Source organism: Paraburkholderia sp. Ac-20336 (assembly GCF_017105025.1).
Classification (GTDB): domain Bacteria; phylum Pseudomonadota; class Gammaproteobacteria; order Burkholderiales; family Burkholderiaceae; genus Paraburkholderia.
In genome coordinates, this window is record NZ_JAAGPS010000130.1 from 1 (window position 1) to 20,354 (window position 20,354).

Genomic DNA, 20,354 nt, shown 5'->3' on the forward strand with positions numbered 1-20,354 from the left:
GCGTGCAGACCGATGATTCGTGTGCGATGGCGGCGTCGTTGAAAGCGGGCGAGCGCGTGACGCTGAACGAAGTGGGCCTGTTCTCCGATGGCACGGCGGTCAAGCTCGTCGGCGAGGAAACCTTCCGCCTGTGCAGCGAGTATCTCGACGAAGTGCTGCTCGTGAATACCGATGCACTGTGCGCCGCGATCAAGGACGTGTTCCAGGACACGCGCAGCGTGCTCGAACCGGCCGGTTCCTTGGCGGTGGCCGGTGCCAAGCAGTATGCCGAACGGGAGGGCATCGAGAACCAGACGCTGATCGCGATCACCTCGGGCGCGAACATGAACTTCGACCGTATGCGCTTCGTCGCCGAGCGCGCGGAAGTCGGTGAAGCGCGCGAAGCAGTGTTCGCCGTAACGATCCCCGAAGAGCGCGGCAGTTTCAAACGCTTCTGCGAACTGGTCGGTACGCGCAGCGTCACCGAATTCAACTACCGGATCGCGGATGCCAATTCGGCGCACATCTTCGTCGGCGTGCAGATCCGCAACCGCAGCGAGTCGGCGCAGATCGCGGGCGCATTCGAAGCCCACGGTTTTGCCACCGTCGATCTCACACTCGATGAACTCTCGAAGCAGCACATCCGCTACATGGTCGGTGGACGCTCGCCGCTCGCTCTCGATGAACGCCTGTTCCGCTTCGAATTCCCGGAGCGCCCGGGCGCGCTGATGAAATTCCTCTCGTCGATGGCGCCGAACTGGAACATCAGCCTGTTCCACTATCGCAACCAGGGCGCGGACTACAGTTCGATCCTGGTCGGTATCCAGGTGCCCGAGAGCGACCACGCCGCGTTCGAGCGCTTCATCGAAACGCTCGGCTATCCGTGCTGGGAAGAAACGAAAAACCCGGTCTATCGCCTCTTCCTCGCCTGACCTCTCTGAACCGGAACGCACCGATGGCGCTGTCACTCGCCGACAAACTCGTGGTCGCCATCTCGTCGCGCGCGCTGTTCGACTTCGAGGAAGAGAACCACATCTACGAGGCCGGCGACCTGAAGGCCTACGAAGCATTGCAGCGCGAGCGTCTGAACGTGCCCGCCAAACCGGGCGTGGCGTTTCCGCTGATCCGCAAGCTGCTCGCGTTGAACGCGGGCGGCCATCGCGTCGAAGTCGTGATCCTGTCGCGCAGCGATCCGATCAGCGGACTGCGCGCGTTTCACTCCTGCCGCGAACATGGGCTCGCGATCGAGCGCGGCGTGTTCACGCGCGGGCGCGCGCCGTTCGGTTATCTGAAGCCGCTGAACGCGTCGCTGTTCCTGTCGGCGAATCAGCAGGACGTGCGCGATGCGCTCGCCGCGGGTTTTCCGGCCGCGCGCGTGTTGCCGGAATCGGCGAAAATGGCGAGCAAGTACCCGGATGAAATCCGCATTGCGTTCGACGGCGACGCGGTGCTGTTTTCCGACGAGGCCGAGCGCATCTTCCAGCAGGACGGCCTGCGCGCATTCGTCGGTCACGAGATCGACAACAAGCACCTGCCGCTCGCGGACGGTCCGCTCAAGCCGCTGCTCGAAGCGCTACACCGGCTGCAGAAACTCGCGGACGCGGCCGCGCCGATGCGTATTCGCACGGCGCTGGTCACGGCGCGCTCGGCGCCCGCGCACGAGCGCGCGATCCGCACCCTGATGGCATGGAACATCGAAATCGACGAAGCGATGTTCCTCGGCGGCCTCGATAAAAGCGCCTTCCTGCGCGAATTCGAGCCCGACTTTTTCTTCGACGACCAGATCGGCCACTGCGAATCGGCCCGCGTCGTAACGGCGACCGGGCATGTGATGAGTGGCATCGTGAACGCATCATGACACCCGAACAATCTCCGCTCGGCAAGTCCTCGACTTACACCGAACAATACGATCCGACGCTGCTGTTTCCGATTGCGCGCAGCCATGCGCGCGAGGCGATCGGCATTACCGCGCGACTGCCGTTTTTCGGCACCGACATCTGGAACGCCTACGAGCTGTCGTGGCTCAACACACGCGGCAAGCCGCAGATCGCGGTCGCGACGTTCTTCGTGCCGGCCGACTCGCCGAACATCGTCGAGTCGAAATCGTTCAAGCTCTATCTCGGCTCGTTCGCGCAGACCGCGTTCGACTCGGCCGAAAGCGTGCGCGACACGATCAGGCGCGACGTGTCCGCGTCGTGCGGCGCGACGGTGTCGGTGCATCTGCACACGCCGCACGAATTCGGCAAGCTGAAAATGGAAGAATTCGACGGCCTGTCGCTCGATCGGCTCGATCTCGAAGCGAGCGTCTATCAGCCGGACGCGTCGCTGTTGAGCGCGGCGCACGACGAGGCGCCGGTCGAGGAAACGCTGTTCTCGAACCTGCTGAAGTCGAACTGCCCGGTGACCGGCCAGCCCGACTGGGGCAGCGTGCAGATTCACTACGCCGGCCCGCAGATCGATCATGCGAGCCTGTTGCGCTACATCATTTCGTACCGCAATCACACGGGCTTTCACGAGCAGTGCGTCGAGCGGATCTTCGTCGACATCATGAAGATGTGCAAACCGCTGAAGCTCGCGGTGTATGCGCGCTATACGCGGCGCGGCGGGCTCGACATCAATCCGTTCCGCACCAACTACAACCTGCCGATGCCGGACAACATGCGGCTCGCGCGGCAATAACGCCAACGCGCGCGCGCACGGCAAAACGCGGCGGCAGGTCAACGCGACGAGGGCGCAGCAGCGCCATCACAGCCTGCCGCGCCCTCGTCATATTTGAGGCCTTCAGTCGGGTGCCAGATCAGGCCGCCGGCTTCTTATAAGCCACGCAATCCACCTCGACCTTGCAGTCGATCACCATCGACGACACCACGCACGCGCGCGCCGGCGGATTCTCGCCGAAATACTCGCGAAACACCTTGTTGAACGAAGCGAAGTCACGCGGATCGTCGAGCCACACGCCGCAACGCACGACGTGCTCGGCACCGTAACCCGCTTCCTTGAGGATGGCGAACACGTTCTGGATCGCCTTGTGCGATTGCTCGACGATGCCGCCGTTGATCACCTCGCCGTTTTCCATCGGCGTCTGCCCCGATACGAACAGCCACCCGTCCGCTTCGACCGCACGGGCGAACGGCATATGCTGACCGCCCGTTCCTTTTCCGCCTTCCACGCCATATCGCTTCATCGTCACACTCCTTAAAAAAAGTCGGGCATGCGCGGCGCCCTCGCTGCGCATGCCGCCATCAATCGAAAAATTTAGAACGCGCCCTGCGCATCGCCCTGCGACGGCGCGCCGCGCGTGACGAACCGGCCGGCCCGCTCGCCCGTCGCCGCGCCGTCGCGATACGACAGCACGCCGTTGACCCACACCGCGTCGATACCGGCGGCCGCCTGCTGCGGCTGCTCGAACGTCGCCGTGTCCTGCACTTTCGCCGGGTCGAACAGCACGAGGTCGGCGTGATAGCCGACATGTACTTCGCCGCGTTCCGCGAGACCGAAGCGGCGCGCGGACAGGCTCGTCATCTTGCGTACCGCTTCTTCGAGCGGCAGCAGCGCGGCATCGCGCGCATAGTGGCCGAGCACGCGCGGAAACGCGCCCCACAGCCGCGGATGCGGCAGCGGATCGTTCGGCAGGCCGTCCGAGCCGACCATCGTCGCCGGATGCGAGAGGATGCGCCGCACGTCGTCTTCGGACATGTTGTGATAGACCGCGCCCGCCGGTTGCAGGCGCTTGCCCGCTTCCTGCTGCGAGACGCCCCACTCTGCCGCAATCTCTTTGATGAGCTTGCCGGCCATCTCCGGATGCGGCTCGGACCACGTGATCGTGATGTCGATATCGCCCGTGACCTGCTTCAGATCGAGCGTCGACGAACTGCGGTTGTACGGATAGCAGTCGCAGCCGACCAGTTGCCGGCCGCGCGCGCCTTCGAGCGACTTCAACACCTCGACGCTGCGCCCCCAGTTCGACGGCCCCGCGCACTTCAGATGCGAAATGATGACCGGCACGCGCGCATGGCGGCCGACGCGGTAAGCCTCGTCCATCGCGTCGAGAATCGCGTCGAACTCGGTGCGCATATGCGTCGTGTAGAGCGCGCCCGCCGCGGCGAGCGGTTCGGCGAGCGCCATCACTTCCTCGGTCGGCGCGGCGAACGCCGAACCGTACGCAAGCCCCGAACTCAAGCCGAGCGCGCCATGCGCGAGCGCTTCCTCGAGCTGCGCGCGCATGCCTTCGATTTCCTCTCGCGTCGCCGCGCGATCGAGCCGGTCCATCTGGTTGTTGCGCAGCGCCGTGTGGCCGATCAGCGCGCCGACGTTCACGGCCGGCCGCGCGGCGTTCACCGCGCTTACGTAGTCGGCGAAGGTCGGGTACTGGAACGCGTCGCGCTCGCCGAGCAGGTTCATCGGGTCGGGCGGATCGCCCTTCAGCGACACCGGCGACGCGCTGATCCCGCAATTGCCGACGATCACCGTCGTCACGCCCTGGGTGATCTTCGGCAGCATCTGCGGCGAGCGAATCACGTGCGTGTCGTCATGCGTATGCACGTCGATGAAGCCCGGCGCGAGCGCCCGGCCGTCGGCCTCGATCACCTCTTCGGCGAGCCAGTTCGACAGATTGCCGATCGCGGCGATGCGCCCGTCGCGGATCGCCACGTCGCGCTCGACGGGCGGCGCGCCCGTGCCGTCGTACAGTTGCGCGCCGACGATCAGCGTGTCGGCGGCTTCGGGGTGCGAATGCATGGATCAGTCTCCTATCAGTCCCCTAAGGGTTGTCGATCGCCGCCGCCGCGGTGCGCGTCGAGCGCGTGCTTCATGCGGCGCAGCAGTTCCCGGCTCTCGTCGCCCTGACTGACGGCAAGTTCGGTGACGAGCACATCGAGCGCCATCATCATCGCGTAACGGGATGACGACGGCTTGTAAATAAAGTCGGTTTCGAACGCGACGATCGGAATCAGCCAGTCGGCGAGCTTCGCGAGCGGCGACGCGGGCGCGGTCAGCGCGATCACGGTCGCGCCGTAGCTGCGCGCAATCCGGCAGTTCTCGACCACCTCCGGCACGCGCCCCGTGGTGGACAGCGCGATCACCACGCACTCGCGCGACACCGTGCTCGCGACCATGCGCTGCAACAGCCCGTCCTGATAGGTCGCGACCGGCCGGCCGAGGCGCACGAGGCGGAAACGCATTTCGTCGGCGAGCGCGGTCGAGCCGCCGCCCATGCCGAACACGTAGATCATGCGCGCGTCGCGCAGCGCGGCCGCCGCTTCGGCGAGCGGCGCCTGGCGCAGCAACTGATGATTGTGCGCGAGCGCCGTTTGCAGTTCGTCGAAGACGCGCGTGGCGATCGGCTCGGGGGCATCGCCGGTGGCCCCCGCTTGCAGGAAGCGCTGACCGACCGCGGCCGCCTGCGCGAGCCGCAGCTTCAGTTCGCGCACGTCGCGGCAGCCGACCGCCTTGGCGAAGCGCGTGACGGTCGCGACGCTGACCTCGGCCTGCTGCGCGAGCGCGCCGATGCTCGCGCGCGACGCGCCGGTCAGATCGTCGAGAATCAGCGCGGCGACCTTGCGTTCGGCCGAGCGCAACGCTGGCGCGCATTCGGCGATGCGCGCGACGATGTCGAAAGCGAGCGGTTCGGCGCTACTGTTCATGGTGGGCAGTGGGGTTCGCGGCACGTCCTGCGCGGGCCTTTCCGGCGGCCGGCGTGAGCGTGGCACTCGCGTGGTACTAAATAACATTTCTCCGGACATCGTACTTTCGGTAACATACTAAAGTCAAATCCGTTTCAATTTAACTGGCCGATGGAGCACGGAGACATGAAAGTTACAAACTATCAAGGCGCGACGATAGATCCTTATAGCAAGGGCTTGGGCATCGTTCCGGGCACCAGCATCCAGCTCACCGACGCCGCGCGCCTCGAATGGAATCTGCTCGACGAGGACGTGAGCCTGCCGGCCGCCGTGCTGTATGCCGATCGCGTCGAACACAACCTGAAGTGGATGCAGGCGTTCGTCGCCGAATACGGCGTCAAGCTCGCGCCGCACGGCAAGACCACGATGGCGCCGCAACTGTTTCGCCGCCAGCTCGAAACCGGCGCATGGGGCATCACGCTCGCCACCGCCCACCAGGTGCGCGCCGCCTACCACGGCGGCGTGTCGCGCGTGCTGATGGCGAATCAGCTGGTCGGCCGTCACAACATGATGATGATCGCCGAATTGCTCAGCAATCCGGATTTCGAATTCTTCTGTCTCGTCGATTCGGCCGAAGGCGTCGAGCAGCTCGGCCAATTCTTCACGTCGGTGAAGAAGCCGCTGCAGGTGCTGCTCGAACTCGGCGTGCCGGGCGGGCGCACCGGCGTGCGCGATGAAGCGCAGCGCAACGCGGTGCTCGATGCGATCGCGCGCTATCCGGACGTGCTGAAGCTCGCGGGCGTCGAACTGTACGAAGGCGTGCTGAAGGAAGAGCATGAAGTGCGCGCGTTCCTGCAAAGCGCAGTTGCCGTCACGCGCGAGCTCGTCGCACAGGGCCGTTTCGCGCGCGCGCCGGCGGTGCTGTCGGGCGCGGGGTCGGCGTGGTACGACGTGGTCGCCGAAGAGTTCGCGCAAGCCACCGAATCGGGCAAGGTCGAGGTCGTGCTGCGTCCCGGCTGCTATCTGACGCATGACGTCGGCGTCTACCGCAAGGCGCAGACCGACATCTTCGCGCGCAATCCGGTCGCGAAGAAAATGGGCGAAGGGCTGCTGCCGGCGCTGCAACTGTGGGCTTACGTGCAGTCGATTCCCGAGCCCGATCGCGCGATCATCGGTCTCGGCAAGCGCGACTCGGCGTTCGACGCGGGCATGCCGGAACCGTCGCGCCACTATCGTCCGGGCAGCGAGGCGCCGCGCGACATCGCCGCGAGCGAAGGCTGGGAAATCTTCGGCATGATGGACCAGCACGCGTATCTGCGGATTCCCGCCGGCGCCGATCTGAAAGTCGGCGACATGATCGCGTTCGACATTTCGCACCCATGCCTGACGTTCGACAAGTGGCGTCAGGTACTCGTCGTCGATCCGCAGTATCGCGTGAAGGAAGTGATCGAAACGTTCTTCTGATTCGAATTCGAGCGCGCGGCGCCGTTGCTTGCGGCGACGGCCCAAAAAACGAAGGCTGTGGACCCTGAGGTCCACAGCCTTTTTTATTGCACGGCGAACGCGTGGTGAACCTGTGAACGCGCGGCGCGCTTCAGATACGCTGCGCCGCCTCGTCGCCGGCCGTTTCCGGCACCGCCGCGACAGTAGCGTCCGCCATGCCCGGTGCGGCTGCTACTTCGCCGATGCGCGTCTCCAGTATCTTCAACGCGCTCGACAGCGCCCCGAGCGCATCGTCCGGCAACCCCGCCATCGTGTCGTGCAGAAACGCATTGCGGCGCGGCAGGCTCGCCTCGGTCGCGGCCTGCCCCGCGTCGGTCAGGCGCACGTTGGTCACGCGGTTGTCGCGCGTATCCATGCTACGCGCGATCCAGCCCATCCCTTCGAGCACCTTCAACTGCCGCGTGAGCGCGCCCGGATCGACGCGCAGCCGCTCGACGAGCCGCTTCTGCGACGACTCGCCGGCCTGCTCGTGCAGCGCGAGCAGAATACGCCAGCGCGGCAACGGATGCCCCACCTGCGCCTCGAAAGCGGACATGAACGTCCGATACGTGCGGCCGAATTGCTGCATCACGGCGACGCGGTCCTGTTCTTCCATAGTCTGTCCGTCAAACGCCAAGTCCAAAAATCAGTCCACGTGCATCACGGGCTCGAGCTTGCGCTGCAGCTTGATCGGCGGCACGCGGCGGCTTTGCCACACCGACACCACGGCAATCACCGCGGCCATCGCGAGACCCAGATGGATCGCCGAGACCAGCGCCTCGCGCGCGCCTTCGAGCAGCACCGCGCCGTTGTGGCCCGCGTGCGTCAACTGGGCGACGAGCGTGGTCTGCGCCTCGCGGTTGATGAGAATCTGCGGATCGCCGAGATCGCCGAACCAGTGCGACGCGCCCGCGCTGTCGAGCGCGCTGCGCACGCCACTCTTGTACATGTGGGTGACGAGCGTGCCGGTCAGCGCCGTGCCGATCATCCCGCCGATCATCCGCAGCGACTGCAGCAGCGCCGTTGCGATGCCAAGGTGTTCGCGGCCGGCTGTCTGCTGCGCGAAGATCGTCAGGTTCGGCATCACGAAGCCGAGCCCGAGGCCGCCCGCGACCATGAACGACATCAGCGCCCACTGCGGCATCGAACGGGTCGCGACGACGACGCCGAGGCAGGCCACCGCAACCAGCGCGAAGCCGACGTACAGCATCAGGTTCGGATTCTTCACGCGCGACACGACCCGCCCGTTCGCAATACTGCCGATCGTGATGAACACGACGAGCGGCGTGATAACCAGCCCCGCGTCTTTCGGCGACATCCCGAAACCGCCCTGGAACAGCAGCGGCGCGTAGAACAGCAGCGAGAACATCGAGAAGCCGCCGAGCACCGCCAGCGTAAAGAGCGCGGACAGGCTGCGGTTACGGAACATGTCGACCGGCAGGATCGCGGTCGGGCAGCGCTTTTCCCACTGCCACAATCCCACCGCCGAGGCGATGCTCAGCGCGAGTAGCACGAACGCGCTCAGCGTGACGCCATGCTTCGGCAGCAATTCGACGAACAGTTGCAACGAGCCGAGCGAGACCGCGATCAGCACCGCGCCGGGCCAGTCGAGCCGCATCTTGCCCTCGTGCTCGACCTGCCGCAGATGCGGCAGGAACCGCCACACGAAAAACAACGACAGCAGCCCGACCGGCAGATTCACATAGAAGACCGAGCGCCAGCCGTAGTACTGCGTAAGAAAGCCGCCGAGCGACGGCCCGACCGCGTTGGCGATGCCGAACGCCGAACTCATCAGCACCTGCCAGCGCAGCCGCACGACCGAGTCGGGAAACAGATCGGGAATGCACGCGAACGCGGTGCCGACCAGCATGCCGCCGCCGATGCCTTGCAGGCCGCGCGCGAGCACGAGAAACAGCATGCTGTTGGCGGCGCCGCACAGCACCGACGCGCCGGTGAACACGACGATCGACGCGATCACGAACGGCTTGCGCCCGTAGTAATCGCCGAGGCGCCCGAAAATCGGCACGGTGATGACCGAGGTCAGCAGATACGAGGTAGCGACCCACGCGTATAGCTCGAAGCCCCGGAGCTCGGACACGATGGTGGGCAGCGCGGTGCCGACCACGGTCTGGTCGAGCGCGACCAGCATCGTGACGAAGGAAATGCCGAGCATCGCCAGCAGGGATTCACGGAACGGTAAAACTTGCCCACTCGAATGGTGGGCGGCGGTATGGACAGCCATTTTTGATAGAGCAAAAGTTGACTTGTCAAAGAATGGGGAATCATACCACGGCCAAGGGCTCTAAGCGTGACGTGCCGGCGCAACACCTCACACCGGCAAGCCGACCCATCGGATCCATGAACATGAACATGAACACGACCACGACCACGCCAGGGAGGCTCATGCAGCCGAGTTCGCTCGCAACACCGTCTTTATCGGAGCAGGACCTGAGCGCGCTGCGGCGCGCGAAACATCAGCTCGAAAGCCCCGCACTCGCGATGAAGCTCGCGAGCATCGTCGGCGCGCCGATCGAGAAGCTGCTCTCGCGCATTCCGGCGTTCGCCAACGAAAAGGTCGCCGATGCGACCCAGGCCGCGCTGCGCAAATGTCTGTCGATCGCGCTGCGCACGCTCGGCCGGCGCGACGCGGCCAAGCTGCTCGCGCCCGACAAGCCGAACAATCTGCTGCACAAGTTCGCGGTGGCGACCACCGGCGCGGCCGGCGGCGCGTTCGGCCTCGTCGCGCTGCCGGTCGAGCTGCCGGTCACGACCACGCTGATGTTCCGCTCGATCTGCGATATCGCGCGCAGCGAAGGCGAAGACCTGAGCTCGATCGAAACGCAGCTGCAATGCCTGACGGTGCTCGGCATGGGCGGCACGTCGAGCGAGGACGACGACGCCGACCTCGGCTATTTCTTCATGCGCGGCGCGCTCGCGCAGGCGGTGTCGAAGGCGTCGTCGGAAATCGCGAGCAAGGGCTTCACGACGCACGGCTCGGCGGCGCTGCTGCGGCTGCTCAACGCGATCGCCGCGCGCTTCTCGGTGCAGGTCAGCGAACAGATCGCCGCGAAGTCGATTCCGGCGATCGGCGCGGTGCTCGGCGCGATGGTCAATACGGTGTTTATCGACCACTTCCAGCAGGTCGCGCACGGGCACTTCACGGTGCGGCGGCTCGAACGCGAGTATGGCCAGGCAGCGATCGAGGCCGCGTATCAGACGCTCGACGTCACGCCCGATAACTGAGCGGCATCGGCGGCGCGGGCGGCGCTCGCGGCGCGGCTCGTCGCGCGCCGCACGAACGCGGCCGCGCGGTCGAGCGCACGGTTCGCCTCGGGCATGAACGGCGCGAACATCGGCCAGACGTGCGGCACGTTCTTCCACACCTCGCATTCGCAATCGACGCCGGCCGCGCGCGCCTTGTCGGCGACGCGCCGCGCGTCGTCGAGCAGCACTTCGGTGCTGCCCACCATCATGTAGAGCGGCGGCAGACCGCGCAGGTCCGCATAGAGCGGCGACGCATACGGATGCGTGGCCGGCGCATCGCCGAGATAGACGCTCGCCGCGCGCGCGATCGACGCGCCGCAGAACATCGGGTCGGCGCTGTCGTTGTCGAGAAGACTCGCGCCGGTCGTCGCGAGATCGGTCCACGGCGAGAACAGCAGTCCGCCCGCCGGCAGCGGGTCGCCGGCGTCGCGCAATGCGACCAGCGTGGCGAGCGCAAGGCCACCACCGGCTGAATCGCCGGCAATCACGATCGAGCTGGGCGCGATACCCATGACGAGCAACTGGCGATAGGCGGCGATCGCGTCGTCGAGCGCGGCCGGGAAGCGATGCTCGGGCGCGAGACGGTAATCGAGGGAAAAGAGCCGCGCGTTGACGCGCGGCGCGAGTGCGAACGTCAGCGAGCGATGCGTGTCCGGCGAGCAGAAGTAGTAGCCGCCGCCGTGGCAGTAGAGCACGACCGGTTCCGCGGCGCCGGCCGGCGTGCCGTTCGCGCGCTCGAGCCATTCGCCGCGCAATGGTGCATCGTGCTCGCCGTACGTTTCTCGCAGATGCCAGCCGCGCGGCACGCGAGGCGTCCAGACGCGCTTCGAGGTCAGCGCGCGCGCCCGTTCGACGTCGATATGCGGCTTGAGCGTTTCCGGCCGGAAGTGCCTGCGCAAATACCAGCATGCGAGCGCATTTTGCCAACTCATCGGGACATGCTCCTTCAATGATGTCCCGTCATGGTACGTGCGTTGGCCGCGATGCCGGTGGATGGCGGGTTCTAATCGCGGGTTGCCTGCTGAGGTTTGGTGGGGCTGGGTCGTTGAGCGTCCACGTCCGGGCGCTTGGGCTTGGGCTTGAACTCATGCTCAAGCCGCAACCGGGACCGCAGCCTCCGCAGCGAGCCCGCGCCGATGCTGGACCTAGTTGGCCGGCAGGACCTGCCCGCGAATCTCGCCCATCGGGTTCTGCGCGGTGTGCACGTTGAAGTACCACTGCCCCGCCATCAGGTCCGTGACCTGCTGCTCGGTCAGCTTCGCCGATCCTTTGATCGGGCTCGCCAGCGCGTTCTTGTCGATCGGCACCTGGACCTTCGCGTTCTGGCCGACCGGCGCGGGACCATGAAAATGCGCGGCGGTCGCCGGGCCGCTCAAGCCTTCATAGGTGACGGTCCATTGCAGCGATTGGGTCGACGTGTCGAAGGTCGCGTTCAGCATGCCGTGCCCCTGACTCACACGCGGCGGCACCTCGCTCGACGGTTCGAGGTCCGCTTTCAATGCCACCGTATCCGCAAGCGCCACACCCGACGCCAACGCCCACATCACCACGGTCAGATTCAATTTTCGCAGCGTAATCATGGTTTTCTCCGGACTTTGACGCGCCGCCGCGGTGTCGTTTCGGGCCGCGCGGAGCTCCCACATACTAGTGCAAATCGGCGGGCCTCGGTGGACGTGCTCGGGTGTTCCGGCAAGCGCGGATCGAGCTACGCCGGACGCCGGTTCGTCGCGGTTCATCGTTATTCGTTGCGATGAAAAGTACGCAATACGTACACACGTTCGACAAAAAAGCCCTGAAAAAGGGACTCAAATGCGCGACACCGCTGTTTTAAGCGATTTATTCAAACAATTAATTGTGCAATTTGTAATGAATAAATGAGACTACAGCGGTTATGCTTCTGCCTGCGAGAAGTGACTCCTTCATCGAAGGACGTCTCCAAATCTTTAACGCGGCTTCGGCCGCGTTTTTTTTCGTCCATAGCGTTTGATTCGCGCGTTTTTACGAGACAAAACGCTACGCGAGCAACGCCGCCTGCTGTTCGATCCCGTCCATGAGCGCCTCGCACTCGCGGATCAACGCAAAACCCTCGTCGCGCAAACGCTCGGACGTCTTTATGTCAATGCCGTGACGATATGCTTCGAGCAGCTGCATCAGCGGCGGATACTGCAACACGCTCGCCGCGCCCTCCACCCGATGCAGCCATTGCCGCACGCGCGCGACCTCAGCACGTTCGAGCAGCAACGCGAGCGATTGCAGATCGTCGCGCGTGGACGAAACAAACGAGTCGAGCAACGCCTTCACCGTCGATTCACTTCCCCACAACTGGATCATGTGTGCGAGGTCGATCGGTACGAACGGCTCCTGTCGTCGAAGGCCCGGTTGGACCGCCGGGACTTCGAGGGCCTCTACCGCTCCCGCCGTCGCCCCTGTGACCACAACCGCGTCGGCCGGCGCGGCCTGCCCCTGCCACGCACTGTCGGTGCCGAACCAGCGGCTCAGATAGTCGCGCAAGGTGGCGAGCCGGGTCGGCTTGATGAGGCTGTCGTCCATGCCGGCCTCGCGGCACAGGTCGAGGTCGTCGGGTGCGGTGTTCGCCGTGATGCCCAGAATCGGCAGACGATGCGCGCCGCCGCGCGCCACCTCCGCTTCGCGGATGCGCCGCGTCAGCTCGTAGCCGGAGAGATTCGGCATATGGCAATCCGTGAGCAGGCAGCCATAGCGCGTGTGTTCGAGCGCGACGAGCGCTTCCGCGCCGTCGTTCACGACGTCGCAGGCGAACCCGAGCAAAGCCAGTTGATGGCGAATCAATTCCTGATTGACGGGGTGATCTTCCGCGACAAGGATCAGCCTTCCGTTCGCGATGGCCCGCGCGCGATCGGGTGGCGTCGCGACGCCTTCGGGCGCATGCGCCACACCGGCCGTGCGCGGCACGAGCGCGGCGAGTCCGGTCAGCGCAGCGGCGCACGCAGCGCCGAGACCGCGCCACGAAATCGGATTGATGCTCACGCGCACCTTGTCGTCGAGAATGCGGTAGCCCGTCGGCTTCGACTTTTCGGTCAGCGTGACGATGCTCGTATTCGCGCCGATAGCCGCCGGCAGCACCACGTCCTCGCCGACGAACAGCAGGTCCACGCCGGCCAGCGCGGCAGGCGCGCGCAACCGTACCGCTTCGGGCACGATGGCATGCAACTCGAGCCCGAGCGCCTTGCCGAAATGCATCAAGGCAAGGCCGACACGCGGGTCGCCGGCAATCACGACGCCGCGCTTGCCACGCAAACCGTTGACCGAATAGCGTTGCGCGACGACGGGTAGCGTGAGCCGCACGATCATGTTCGTGCCGCGACCGGGTTCGCTGCGCAGCGCAAGCGTACCGTTCATCAGTTCGATCAGCTTGCGGCAGATCGTCAGCCCCAGACCCGTGCCGCCGAAGCGCCTCGTGGTGGACGATTCGGCCTGCACGAACGGCTCGAACAGACTGGCCTGCACGTCCGGCGCGATGCCGATGCCGGTGTCGTGCACGCTTATTTCGAGCGTTTGCGCAGGTGTCTCCGCGAATGGGCGCGACAATGGACGTGACCCGCCGCCCTGCGCGGCGACCGACACGCTCACGCCGACCTCGCCCTTCGTCGTGAACTTGATCGCATTGCCGAGCAGATTGAAGAGAATCTGCCGCAGGCGCACGCTGTCGCCGCGCAACGTCGCGGCAACCTCGGCGGCGATTTCCACGCGCACCTTGAGCCCTTTTTCATGGGCTCGTCCCGCAAGCAGGCCGACCGCGTTATCGACGAGTTCGCGCAGATCGATCGGCTCCGCTTCGAGCGTCAGCCGCCCCGCTTCGATTTTCGAATAGTCGAGCAGATCGTCGAGAATCTGCAGCAGCGCGCCCGCCGACTCGTGGATCATGCCGAGCATTTCGCTCTGGTCCGTGCTGAGCGGCGTGCGCTCCAGCACCTCGACGAGACCGAGCACACCGTTCATCGGCGTACGGATTTCGTGGCTCATCATCGCGAAGAAGCTGTCTTTCGCGCGCGCGGCCGCCTCGGCCAGATCGCGCGCCCGCGCGAGTTCCTCCGAGCGCGCATGCTCGAGGCTCGCATCGACCCAGTAGCCACTCCAGACGACACCGCCGTCCGCCTCGCGGCGCGGCACCAGTTCGGCGCGCACCCACTTGGGCTGGCCACCGCTATCGAGGCGAAACTCGGTGTGCACCGGCGTTTCGCACCGCGCCGAGCGCTCGAGTTCGGCCAGCACGAGCGGCCGGTCTTGCGCCGACACACGCTGAAAATCACCCCAGCCATGCGGCCCCGGCGACACCTCGCCGTCGCCGAGCAGATGCCGCGTGTCGCCGCCGATATACGGAAACGAATACGCACCGGCCGGACTGCGCCGCAGTTGGAACACGACGGCCGGCAACGAGCGCGTCACGTCGAACAGGCGCCGTTCGGTTTCGCGCGCAAGCATTTCGGCGCGGCGGATGTCGGTGACGTCGACCATCGTGCCGAGCACGCAGACCGGCTGGCCGTCGCTGCCGCGGCAAACGCTCGTCCAGAAGAAGCCGTGCCGCGTCTCGCCTGCCTCGTCTTCGAACTGCAGTTCGACCTTCGCGAGACTGCCGCCGCGGAGAATCTCGCGCGTCATCTCGTCGAGCTTGCGGCTGTTCTCGCCGCCCCAGGTTCCCACTTCCGCCGTGGTGCGCCCGAGTACCGCGTCGCGGCGCTTCCCGCACGCTTTTTCATAGGCCTCGTTGATCGCGACATAGCGCCCGTCCAGGTCTTTCGCGATGAGCGGATAGGGCACCGTCTTCATCATCGTCTCCTGAAAGTTCAGTTGCAGCGCGAGTTCGCGCTCGGTCTGCTTGCGCAACCTGACTTCGCGTTGCAGCAGCAGATAGGCGCGCAACGTGACCAGCAGCACGACGCCGATACCGATCAGCACCGGCAGCAAGCGCATTGCGGTCACGCTCCAGACTCTTTCGTTGGCGGCAACGGGGCTCACCCACTTCTGCCAGATACGCTGCTTTTCGGCAGCGGGCATCGCCTGCAATGCGCGGTCGATCAGTTTGACGAGCGGGCTCAAGTCCTGACGCACCGCGAAATACAGCGAATCGGCTTCGCCGAGCGTGCCGAGCACCGCGAGCACGCCCGCATAGCGCTGCTGGAGTTGCGCATTGATGGCGGCCGCATTGCCGACGAGGATGTCGGCCTCGCCGCTCGCGACCTTGCGCAACGCATCGCCGAGACTCGCCGCGACGGCGATGTGTCCGGCCGGCACGGCTGCGAACGCGAGCGGCAGCGAGCCGGCCACATGCGGGGGAATGACGATGCGGCATGAAGCGAAATCGCCGAACGAACACGCGGGTGGCGCACCGCTGCGTCCGACGATCACGAGCGGATCGCGCTCGTAGACGCGGCTATGCTCGGCGCCGTCGAGAAGCGGGCCGTGGCGCGACGCCGTCGAGAGAATCGCGAGGTCGCCGCGCTGGAACGCTTCGACGGTGGACGGCCAGTCGGTCATGCGCGCGCGGTTGAATACGACACCCAGCGTGCTGCTCAGATAGGCGAGGTAGTCGGCCGTGAGGCCGACGGGGCGGCCCGCGTCGTCGATATAGCTGAACGGCGGCCAGTCGCCGTCGAAACCGACCGGCAACGGCGGCAGCGAGCGCAGCCAGTTCTTCTCCTGCGGCGTCAGCGTGAAGCCGGGCTCGGCCGGCTCGGGCGCGGCGCCGAAGTTGCCGGAAAGCCAGCGCGCGCGAATCTCGGCGGCCTCGGCGGGATTCATCGACGCGATTGCGTGGTTCAGACGATCGCGCAACGCAATGCGGTCGAGCGGCACGCCGAAGCGCAAGTCGAGTGCCTTGCCGCCCTGCTCGAACGCCACGCGCAGGCCGCGAAACTCGTCGGTCGCCAGTTCGAACTGCACGACCGGCGTGAAGCCGATGTAGAGATCGGCGTCGCCGCGCAGAACCGCCGCCAGTGCCTCGCGCGTGGTCGTGAACGGAACGAGCGCCGCGCGCGGAAACCCCTCGCGCAGCAGACGCTCGCGGGCGAAACCGTGCTCTATCGCAATCCGCGCGCCGGCGAGTCTGGCCGGGTTGGTATAGCGGTCGTCGTCGCGCCGCACGACCGCCGAGGCGAACGCGGCGATTTCGAAGCCGGGCCGGCCGCTCGCGACGTAGACGAGAAAAGCCGCCGCAAGCGTCGCCCCCACGAGTTGCGCGGCGATATACGGCAGCAGGTCGCGCACCGGAAAGCGTTGCGCGACCGTGAAGCCGATCGTGACCGCGGGGTTGAAATGCGCGCCCGAAGTCTCGCGAAACACATAGCTCGCGGTCGCAAAAGCAAGCCCGAACGCCAGCGACATTTCCAGCGCGCCACTGCCTTGCAGCACCCCGCCCGGATCGAGCACGGCGCTCCCGCACCCGACGAACACGAGCCATGCGGTGCCCACGCTTTCGGCCCACAGACGCTTACCTAGCGCGACCATTCCCTCTCCCATTCGTGTCGATACAGGGCAGAGGGCGCCGCCGGACAGCACGAAAACCTCTGCATTGATATCCCTCACCGCCTTCTATCAGGATGGCGAAATAAACGCCGCGCTACTCACAACGCTTGACGAGTCGTGAATAACACCGTGACGGGTTCGACATTATTGAATGGTGCCTACCCACGACCAATCAGAATATTCTTAAAACCAGGAGCAATCTGAATTGGGCTGTCACGAGACGCTGCGCGCATACGTCAAACATCGTCAAATCAATCCGATCTGACTCGCGTAGTTGACGAGATCGCCTTCGGTTTCGAGACCAAGCTTGCGCATCGCGCTGCGTTTCTGCGTGCTGATGGTCTTGCCGCTGCGCCGCAAGCGCCTGGCAATTTCATGCACCGAGAGTCCATGCGCGTAGAGCTGGAACACTTCCCACTCGCGCGCGCTGAGCGTGCCCGAATCCAGCTGCAAGTCCGGCTGCGCCGCTTCGAGCACCGCGCGCACCTGCTGCGACAGATGAATCCGCCCCGCGGCAACCGCTTCGATCGCATCGATCAAGGTCGCCGCGGCATCGCGTTTGTCGACGATGCCGGTCACGCCGATTCTGCGCAGGCCCATCAGCATCGGCGCGCGGTTCACCATCGTCAGCACGACGACGCGCGGATGCCGCTTGCGCCTCAGCACGCGGCGCAACAGCGGCACGGCGTTGCCACTGCCGTCGAGCCCCGGCATGCCGATGTCCGAGACGACGACATCGCACGCGCAAGTGTCGAGCAGTTTTTCGAGCGCGTCGGCATCGGCCGCTTCACCGACGATTTCGAGATTGGGTCGCGTGTGCAGCAGATGTCTGACGCCTGCGCGAATGCAGTCGTGATCGTCCGCCACGACAAGTTGGATCTTGTTTGCCATCCGTTGTTGTGTTGTCATCGGCACACCCGCACGCAACGTGCTCCCCGGGTCATGCCGATAGTGATGCCAGTGCCGCGCGGCTGCGCGGCACATCGCCGCCGCTCAGCGCTCCTGCCCGTCGCCCTGCCGGTCGCCGGGGTATTCGTCCTGCTGCCAGTCCGGTTCGGGGTCGCCGGCGCGACCGTAGACCGTGCCATGCTCATGGACATATTCGTGGCCATATCCGTGACCATATTCGCCGCCATAGCCAGGCCCGTACTCGAAGCCCCGGCCCGGCCACTCGGACACCACGCCGTGCTCGAACGCAAAGCGGAACAGTTCCGCGTCGCTATGGAGAGCCAGCTTGCGCATCGCCATGCGCTTCTGCGCGCTGATCGTCTTCACGCTGCGCCCGAGCCGCGCCGCGATCTCGGTGACGCCGGAGCCGGCCGCATATTGGGTGAACACCTCGAGTTCACGGCGCGACAGCGTGGCGCGCACGATGTCGAGCTGCTGGCTCATGGCGACGTCGGCGAGCAGCGCGCGCACTGCGGGCCCGACGTAGCACTCGCGCGCGAGCGCCGTCACCACCGCCACGCGAATCAGATCGATCCGGTCGCGCTTGCTGAGCAGTCCGTCGACGCCGAGCGACATCAGCCTGCGCAACGTCGACGCCTCGGTTTCCATCGTGAGGATCACGAGCGCGACATTCGGGTAGCGCTCCTTGAACAGCCTGACGGCATGGAAACCGCCGCCGTCGAACGCGCCCGGCATGTAGAGGTCCATCAGCACCAGGTCGCATGGACTGCGATCGACCTGGCGGAACAGCTCGTTGAGGTCCGCCGCGCGGCCGACCAGTTGCAGATCCGGATAGTTGCCGATCAGGTGCTCGATAGCCAGCAGAACCAGCGGATGGTCGTCCGCGATAATGGTTCGAACCGGCATGCCTGTCGCAGCAATGGAGTTCATCGTCTCACGCTCCCTCTTACGTTCGTTTCGTGATGCCTGATTCCGTGTGAACGGCATCTTCGAAATGATTGAGGATTTCGGCGGCGATACATATAAGAACGCTCTGAAATGGCGCGAACGATTTCGCGCATCTACGCCGGCTGATCCGATTCGAGGCAAGGCATGCCGTGAGCGCGCACATGCGCAAGCAGATCGGGGTCGGTGGCGACGCCGAGCCGCTCCATCGCCGCGCGCTTTTGCCGCGTGACCGTACGGCGATGGCAGCCGAGCGCCACCGCGATCTCGCCGATCGACTCGCCGCACACGAGCCGGCGCAGGATTTCGCTTTGGCATCCCGACAATTGCGACTCGGGCGCGAACGCCGGTGCATTCCCGTCGTCCGGCACGGGGCCAAGCGCCGCGACGACGGAGCGGCCCAGATAGCGCACGCCGGCCGCGCTGCGCGCAATCGCCTGGGCAAGCTCGTCGAGCGGGTCCGCTTTGGAAAACACACTCACCGCGTCATCCGAGACGAGTGCGCGCAGCACGTCGAGATCCGTTTGCGCGGTCGCGACGACCACGCGCAGCGCCGGCCAGTCGCGGCGAATGCACTGCACGAGGCCGAGTCCGTCTTCGAGCGTGCCGGCGGGTTCCGGCATCGAGAGATCGATCACGAGCACGTCGCACGGCGTGCTTTGCAGCAGCGCGATCAACGCGGCGGGAGTGTGCGCCTGGCCGACGACCGCGACACCCGTTCGGATCGCGAGCGTGGAGCGCAAGCCGAGCAGAATGAACGGGTGATCGTCAGCCAGGATGATTCGGAGAGTCGTCACGATGGACCTCGCATGTCGTAGCGGTGATGGGCTCGCGCGGCAAACGCCTGGTTGCGCCGCGCGTGTCGGGCCGCTTCCCGCTGCGCGCCAACGTGCCGAATCGGCTATCAGATCATCGCCACCATCGCGCGACAATCGGACCGTTCCGAATCCGCTTCAAAAGCGCATCGTGAGACTCGCGTTCCGGCGACTCGCGATCCGGCGTCTCACGATCCGGCGACATCGCAGGCGCGCGCCGTCGGCATCGCGCGTGCCGAGGCCGCGCGCGGCAGCACCGGCAGCGCGATCAATGCGCATGCGCTCGCGACCGCCCACACCATCGGCCACGAACCCACGGACAACAGACGCGGAATCACGAGCGGCGTCACAAACAGCGTGAGGAACACACAGGTGTTGCCGATCGCGAGCGCGGTGCCCGCGCGGCTCGTGCCGGCGAGCGTCGCGAGCTCGGTGAACGCGACGCCGTGCCATGCGGACGCACTCACACCACCGAGCACGATCATCAGCGCGAACAGTGCCGCGAGCGCGCCGTGATGCAGGCCGGCGATCCCCGTCGCAAGCGCGAGCGATGCGAACAGCACCGCGGTGAGCAGACTGCAGGCGCGCATATACGCACGGCGATTGCCGCGCCGGTCGGTCCACGTGCCGCTCCACACGCGCGCGATCGCGGCCCCCGTTTGCACGGCGGCCATCGTTACGCTGATCGCGAGCACGCCGGCCCGGCCGAAGTCGTGCAGAAACACGGTGCCGAACGTGATGACGGCGATCTGCGGTGCGCACAATGCGCCCGCGCCCAGCGCGACGCGCCAGATGCGCACGTCGCGCAGCGGCGAGACCGCCGCCGGCACGCTGGGCC

The 20,354-nt window shown here is 65.8% G+C and carries 16 protein-coding genes and 1 pseudogene; 5 read left to right on the forward strand and 12 right to left on the reverse strand.

Annotated elements, in window-relative coordinates:
• The 3 genes from ilvA to queF form a co-directional block, all read left to right on the forward strand.
• On the forward strand, positions 1-911 hold a 911-nt coding region (ilvA, locus tag GXB81_RS25735; protein WP_205990683.1), incomplete at its 5' end, for a threonine ammonia-lyase, biosynthetic.
• A gap of 23 nt (positions 912-934) precedes the next feature.
• A complete protein-coding gene (locus GXB81_RS25740) occupies positions 935-1,837 on the forward strand; it encodes a 5'-nucleotidase (protein WP_167049763.1) in 903 nt (300 codons plus the stop codon).
• A complete protein-coding gene (queF, locus tag GXB81_RS25745; protein WP_167049761.1) occupies positions 1,834-2,658 on the forward strand; it encodes an NADPH-dependent 7-cyano-7-deazaguanine reductase QueF in 825 nt (274 codons plus the stop codon). The genes GXB81_RS25740 and queF overlap by 4 nt, the downstream gene beginning before the upstream one ends.
• 118 nt (positions 2,659-2,776) lie before the next feature.
• Here the strand turns inward: queF and GXB81_RS25750 are convergent, their stop codons facing one another.
• From GXB81_RS25750 to GXB81_RS25760, 3 genes are all read right to left on the reverse strand, one after another.
• Positions 2,777-3,163 (reverse strand): RidA family protein, encoded by a 387-nt coding sequence (locus tag GXB81_RS25750; protein ID WP_205990684.1) that lies wholly within the window; start codon positions 3,161-3,163, stop codon positions 2,777-2,779.
• A 71-nt stretch (positions 3,164-3,234) separates the two neighbouring features.
• A complete protein-coding gene (locus GXB81_RS25755) occupies positions 3,235-4,716 on the reverse strand; it encodes a D-aminoacylase (RefSeq protein WP_205990685.1) in 1,482 nt (493 codons plus the stop codon).
• A gap of 14 nt (positions 4,717-4,730) precedes the next feature.
• Positions 4,731-5,621, reverse strand: coding sequence for a MurR/RpiR family transcriptional regulator (locus GXB81_RS25760; protein ID WP_205990686.1), 891 nt, complete (start codon positions 5,619-5,621; stop codon positions 4,731-4,733).
• A gap of 165 nt (positions 5,622-5,786) precedes the next feature.
• On the opposite strand from GXB81_RS25760, the gene GXB81_RS25765 reads away from it, so the two are divergent.
• On the forward strand, positions 5,787-7,064 hold the full coding sequence (locus GXB81_RS25765; protein WP_205990687.1) for an amino acid deaminase: 1,278 nt from the start codon (positions 5,787-5,789) through the stop codon (positions 7,062-7,064).
• Between the two features lie 130 nt (positions 7,065-7,194).
• Here the strand turns inward: GXB81_RS25765 and GXB81_RS25770 are convergent, their stop codons facing one another.
• Together GXB81_RS25770 and GXB81_RS25775 are read right to left on the reverse strand one after the other, a co-directional pair.
• A complete protein-coding gene (locus GXB81_RS25770) occupies positions 7,195-7,698 on the reverse strand; it encodes a MarR family transcriptional regulator (protein ID WP_167049751.1) in 504 nt (167 codons plus the stop codon).
• A 30-nt stretch (positions 7,699-7,728) separates the two neighbouring features.
• Positions 7,729-9,324, reverse strand: a complete 1,596-nt coding sequence (locus GXB81_RS25775) for an MDR family MFS transporter (RefSeq protein WP_205990688.1) — start codon at positions 9,322-9,324, stop codon at positions 7,729-7,731.
• Between the two features lie 161 nt (positions 9,325-9,485).
• On the opposite strand from GXB81_RS25775, the gene GXB81_RS25780 reads away from it, so the two are divergent.
• A complete protein-coding gene (locus GXB81_RS25780; protein WP_167049767.1) occupies positions 9,486-10,325 on the forward strand; it encodes an EcsC family protein in 840 nt (279 codons plus the stop codon).
• On the opposite strand, the gene GXB81_RS25785 is transcribed toward GXB81_RS25780, so the two are convergent.
• The 7 genes and pseudogenes from GXB81_RS25785 to GXB81_RS25815 form a co-directional block, all read right to left on the reverse strand.
• Positions 10,295-11,278: an alpha/beta hydrolase gene (locus GXB81_RS25785; protein WP_205990689.1), complete on the reverse strand. Its 984-nt coding sequence runs from the start codon at positions 11,276-11,278 to the stop codon at positions 10,295-10,297. The genes GXB81_RS25780 and GXB81_RS25785 overlap by 31 nt on opposite strands.
• A gap of 213 nt (positions 11,279-11,491) precedes the next feature.
• Entirely contained in the window at positions 11,492-11,926 is a 435-nt protein-coding gene (locus GXB81_RS25790; RefSeq protein WP_205990690.1) for a CHRD domain-containing protein, read from the reverse strand.
• Between the two features lie 433 nt (positions 11,927-12,359).
• Positions 12,360-16,829 carry a transporter substrate-binding domain-containing protein gene (locus GXB81_RS25795; RefSeq protein WP_205990691.1) on the reverse strand — a complete coding sequence of 1,490 codons (4,470 nt, stop codon included), beginning with the start codon at positions 16,827-16,829 and terminating at the stop codon, positions 12,360-12,362.
• Between the two features lie 264 nt (positions 16,830-17,093).
• Positions 17,094-17,738 (reverse strand): response regulator transcription factor, encoded by a 645-nt coding sequence (locus GXB81_RS25800; RefSeq protein WP_205990692.1) that lies wholly within the window; start codon positions 17,736-17,738, stop codon positions 17,094-17,096.
• A gap of 285 nt (positions 17,739-18,023) precedes the next feature.
• Positions 18,024-18,686 (reverse strand): annotated as a pseudogene (locus tag GXB81_RS25805) (response regulator transcription factor); the annotation flags it as partial.
• 131 nt (positions 18,687-18,817) lie between these two features.
• On the reverse strand, positions 18,818-19,498 hold the full coding sequence (locus GXB81_RS25810; RefSeq protein WP_167049739.1) for a response regulator transcription factor: 681 nt from the start codon (positions 19,496-19,498) through the stop codon (positions 18,818-18,820).
• 206 nt (positions 19,499-19,704) lie between these two features.
• Positions 19,705-20,354: MFS transporter (locus tag GXB81_RS25815; RefSeq protein WP_346777818.1), on the reverse strand; the 650-nt coding region annotated here is incomplete at its 5' end.

Excerpts from the sequence above, each read along its gene's own strand:
- GXB81_RS25790 (WP_205990690.1), bottom strand. The coding sequence starts at position 11,926 with ATGATTACGCTGCGAAAATTGAATCTGACCGTGGTGATGTGGGCGTTG.
- GXB81_RS25740 (WP_167049763.1), top strand. The coding sequence starts at position 935 with ATGGCGCTGTCACTCGCCGACAAACTCGTGGTCGCCATCTCGTCGCGC.
- GXB81_RS25795 (WP_205990691.1), bottom strand. The coding sequence starts at position 16,829 with ATGGTCGCGCTAGGTAAGCGTCTGTGGGCCGAAAGCGTGGGCACCGCA.
- GXB81_RS25780 (WP_167049767.1), top strand. The coding sequence starts at position 9,486 with ATGCAGCCGAGTTCGCTCGCAACACCGTCTTTATCGGAGCAGGACCTG.
- GXB81_RS25765 (WP_205990687.1), top strand. The coding sequence starts at position 5,787 with ATGAAAGTTACAAACTATCAAGGCGCGACGATAGATCCTTATAGCAAG.
- GXB81_RS25750 (WP_205990684.1), bottom strand. The coding sequence starts at position 3,163 with ATGAAGCGATATGGCGTGGAAGGCGGAAAAGGAACGGGCGGTCAGCAT.
- queF (WP_167049761.1), top strand. The coding sequence starts at position 1,834 with ATGACACCCGAACAATCTCCGCTCGGCAAGTCCTCGACTTACACCGAA.
- GXB81_RS25770 (WP_167049751.1), bottom strand. The coding sequence starts at position 7,698 with ATGGAAGAACAGGACCGCGTCGCCGTGATGCAGCAATTCGGCCGCACG.
- GXB81_RS25775 (WP_205990688.1), bottom strand. The coding sequence starts at position 9,324 with ATGGCTGTCCATACCGCCGCCCACCATTCGAGTGGGCAAGTTTTACCG.
- GXB81_RS25785 (WP_205990689.1), bottom strand. The coding sequence starts at position 11,278 with ATGAGTTGGCAAAATGCGCTCGCATGCTGGTATTTGCGCAGGCACTTC.
- GXB81_RS25800 (WP_205990692.1), bottom strand. The coding sequence starts at position 17,738 with ATGGCAAACAAGATCCAACTTGTCGTGGCGGACGATCACGACTGCATT.
- GXB81_RS25755 (WP_205990685.1), bottom strand. The coding sequence starts at position 4,716 with ATGCATTCGCACCCCGAAGCCGCCGACACGCTGATCGTCGGCGCGCAA.
- GXB81_RS25760 (WP_205990686.1), bottom strand. The coding sequence starts at position 5,621 with ATGAACAGTAGCGCCGAACCGCTCGCTTTCGACATCGTCGCGCGCATC.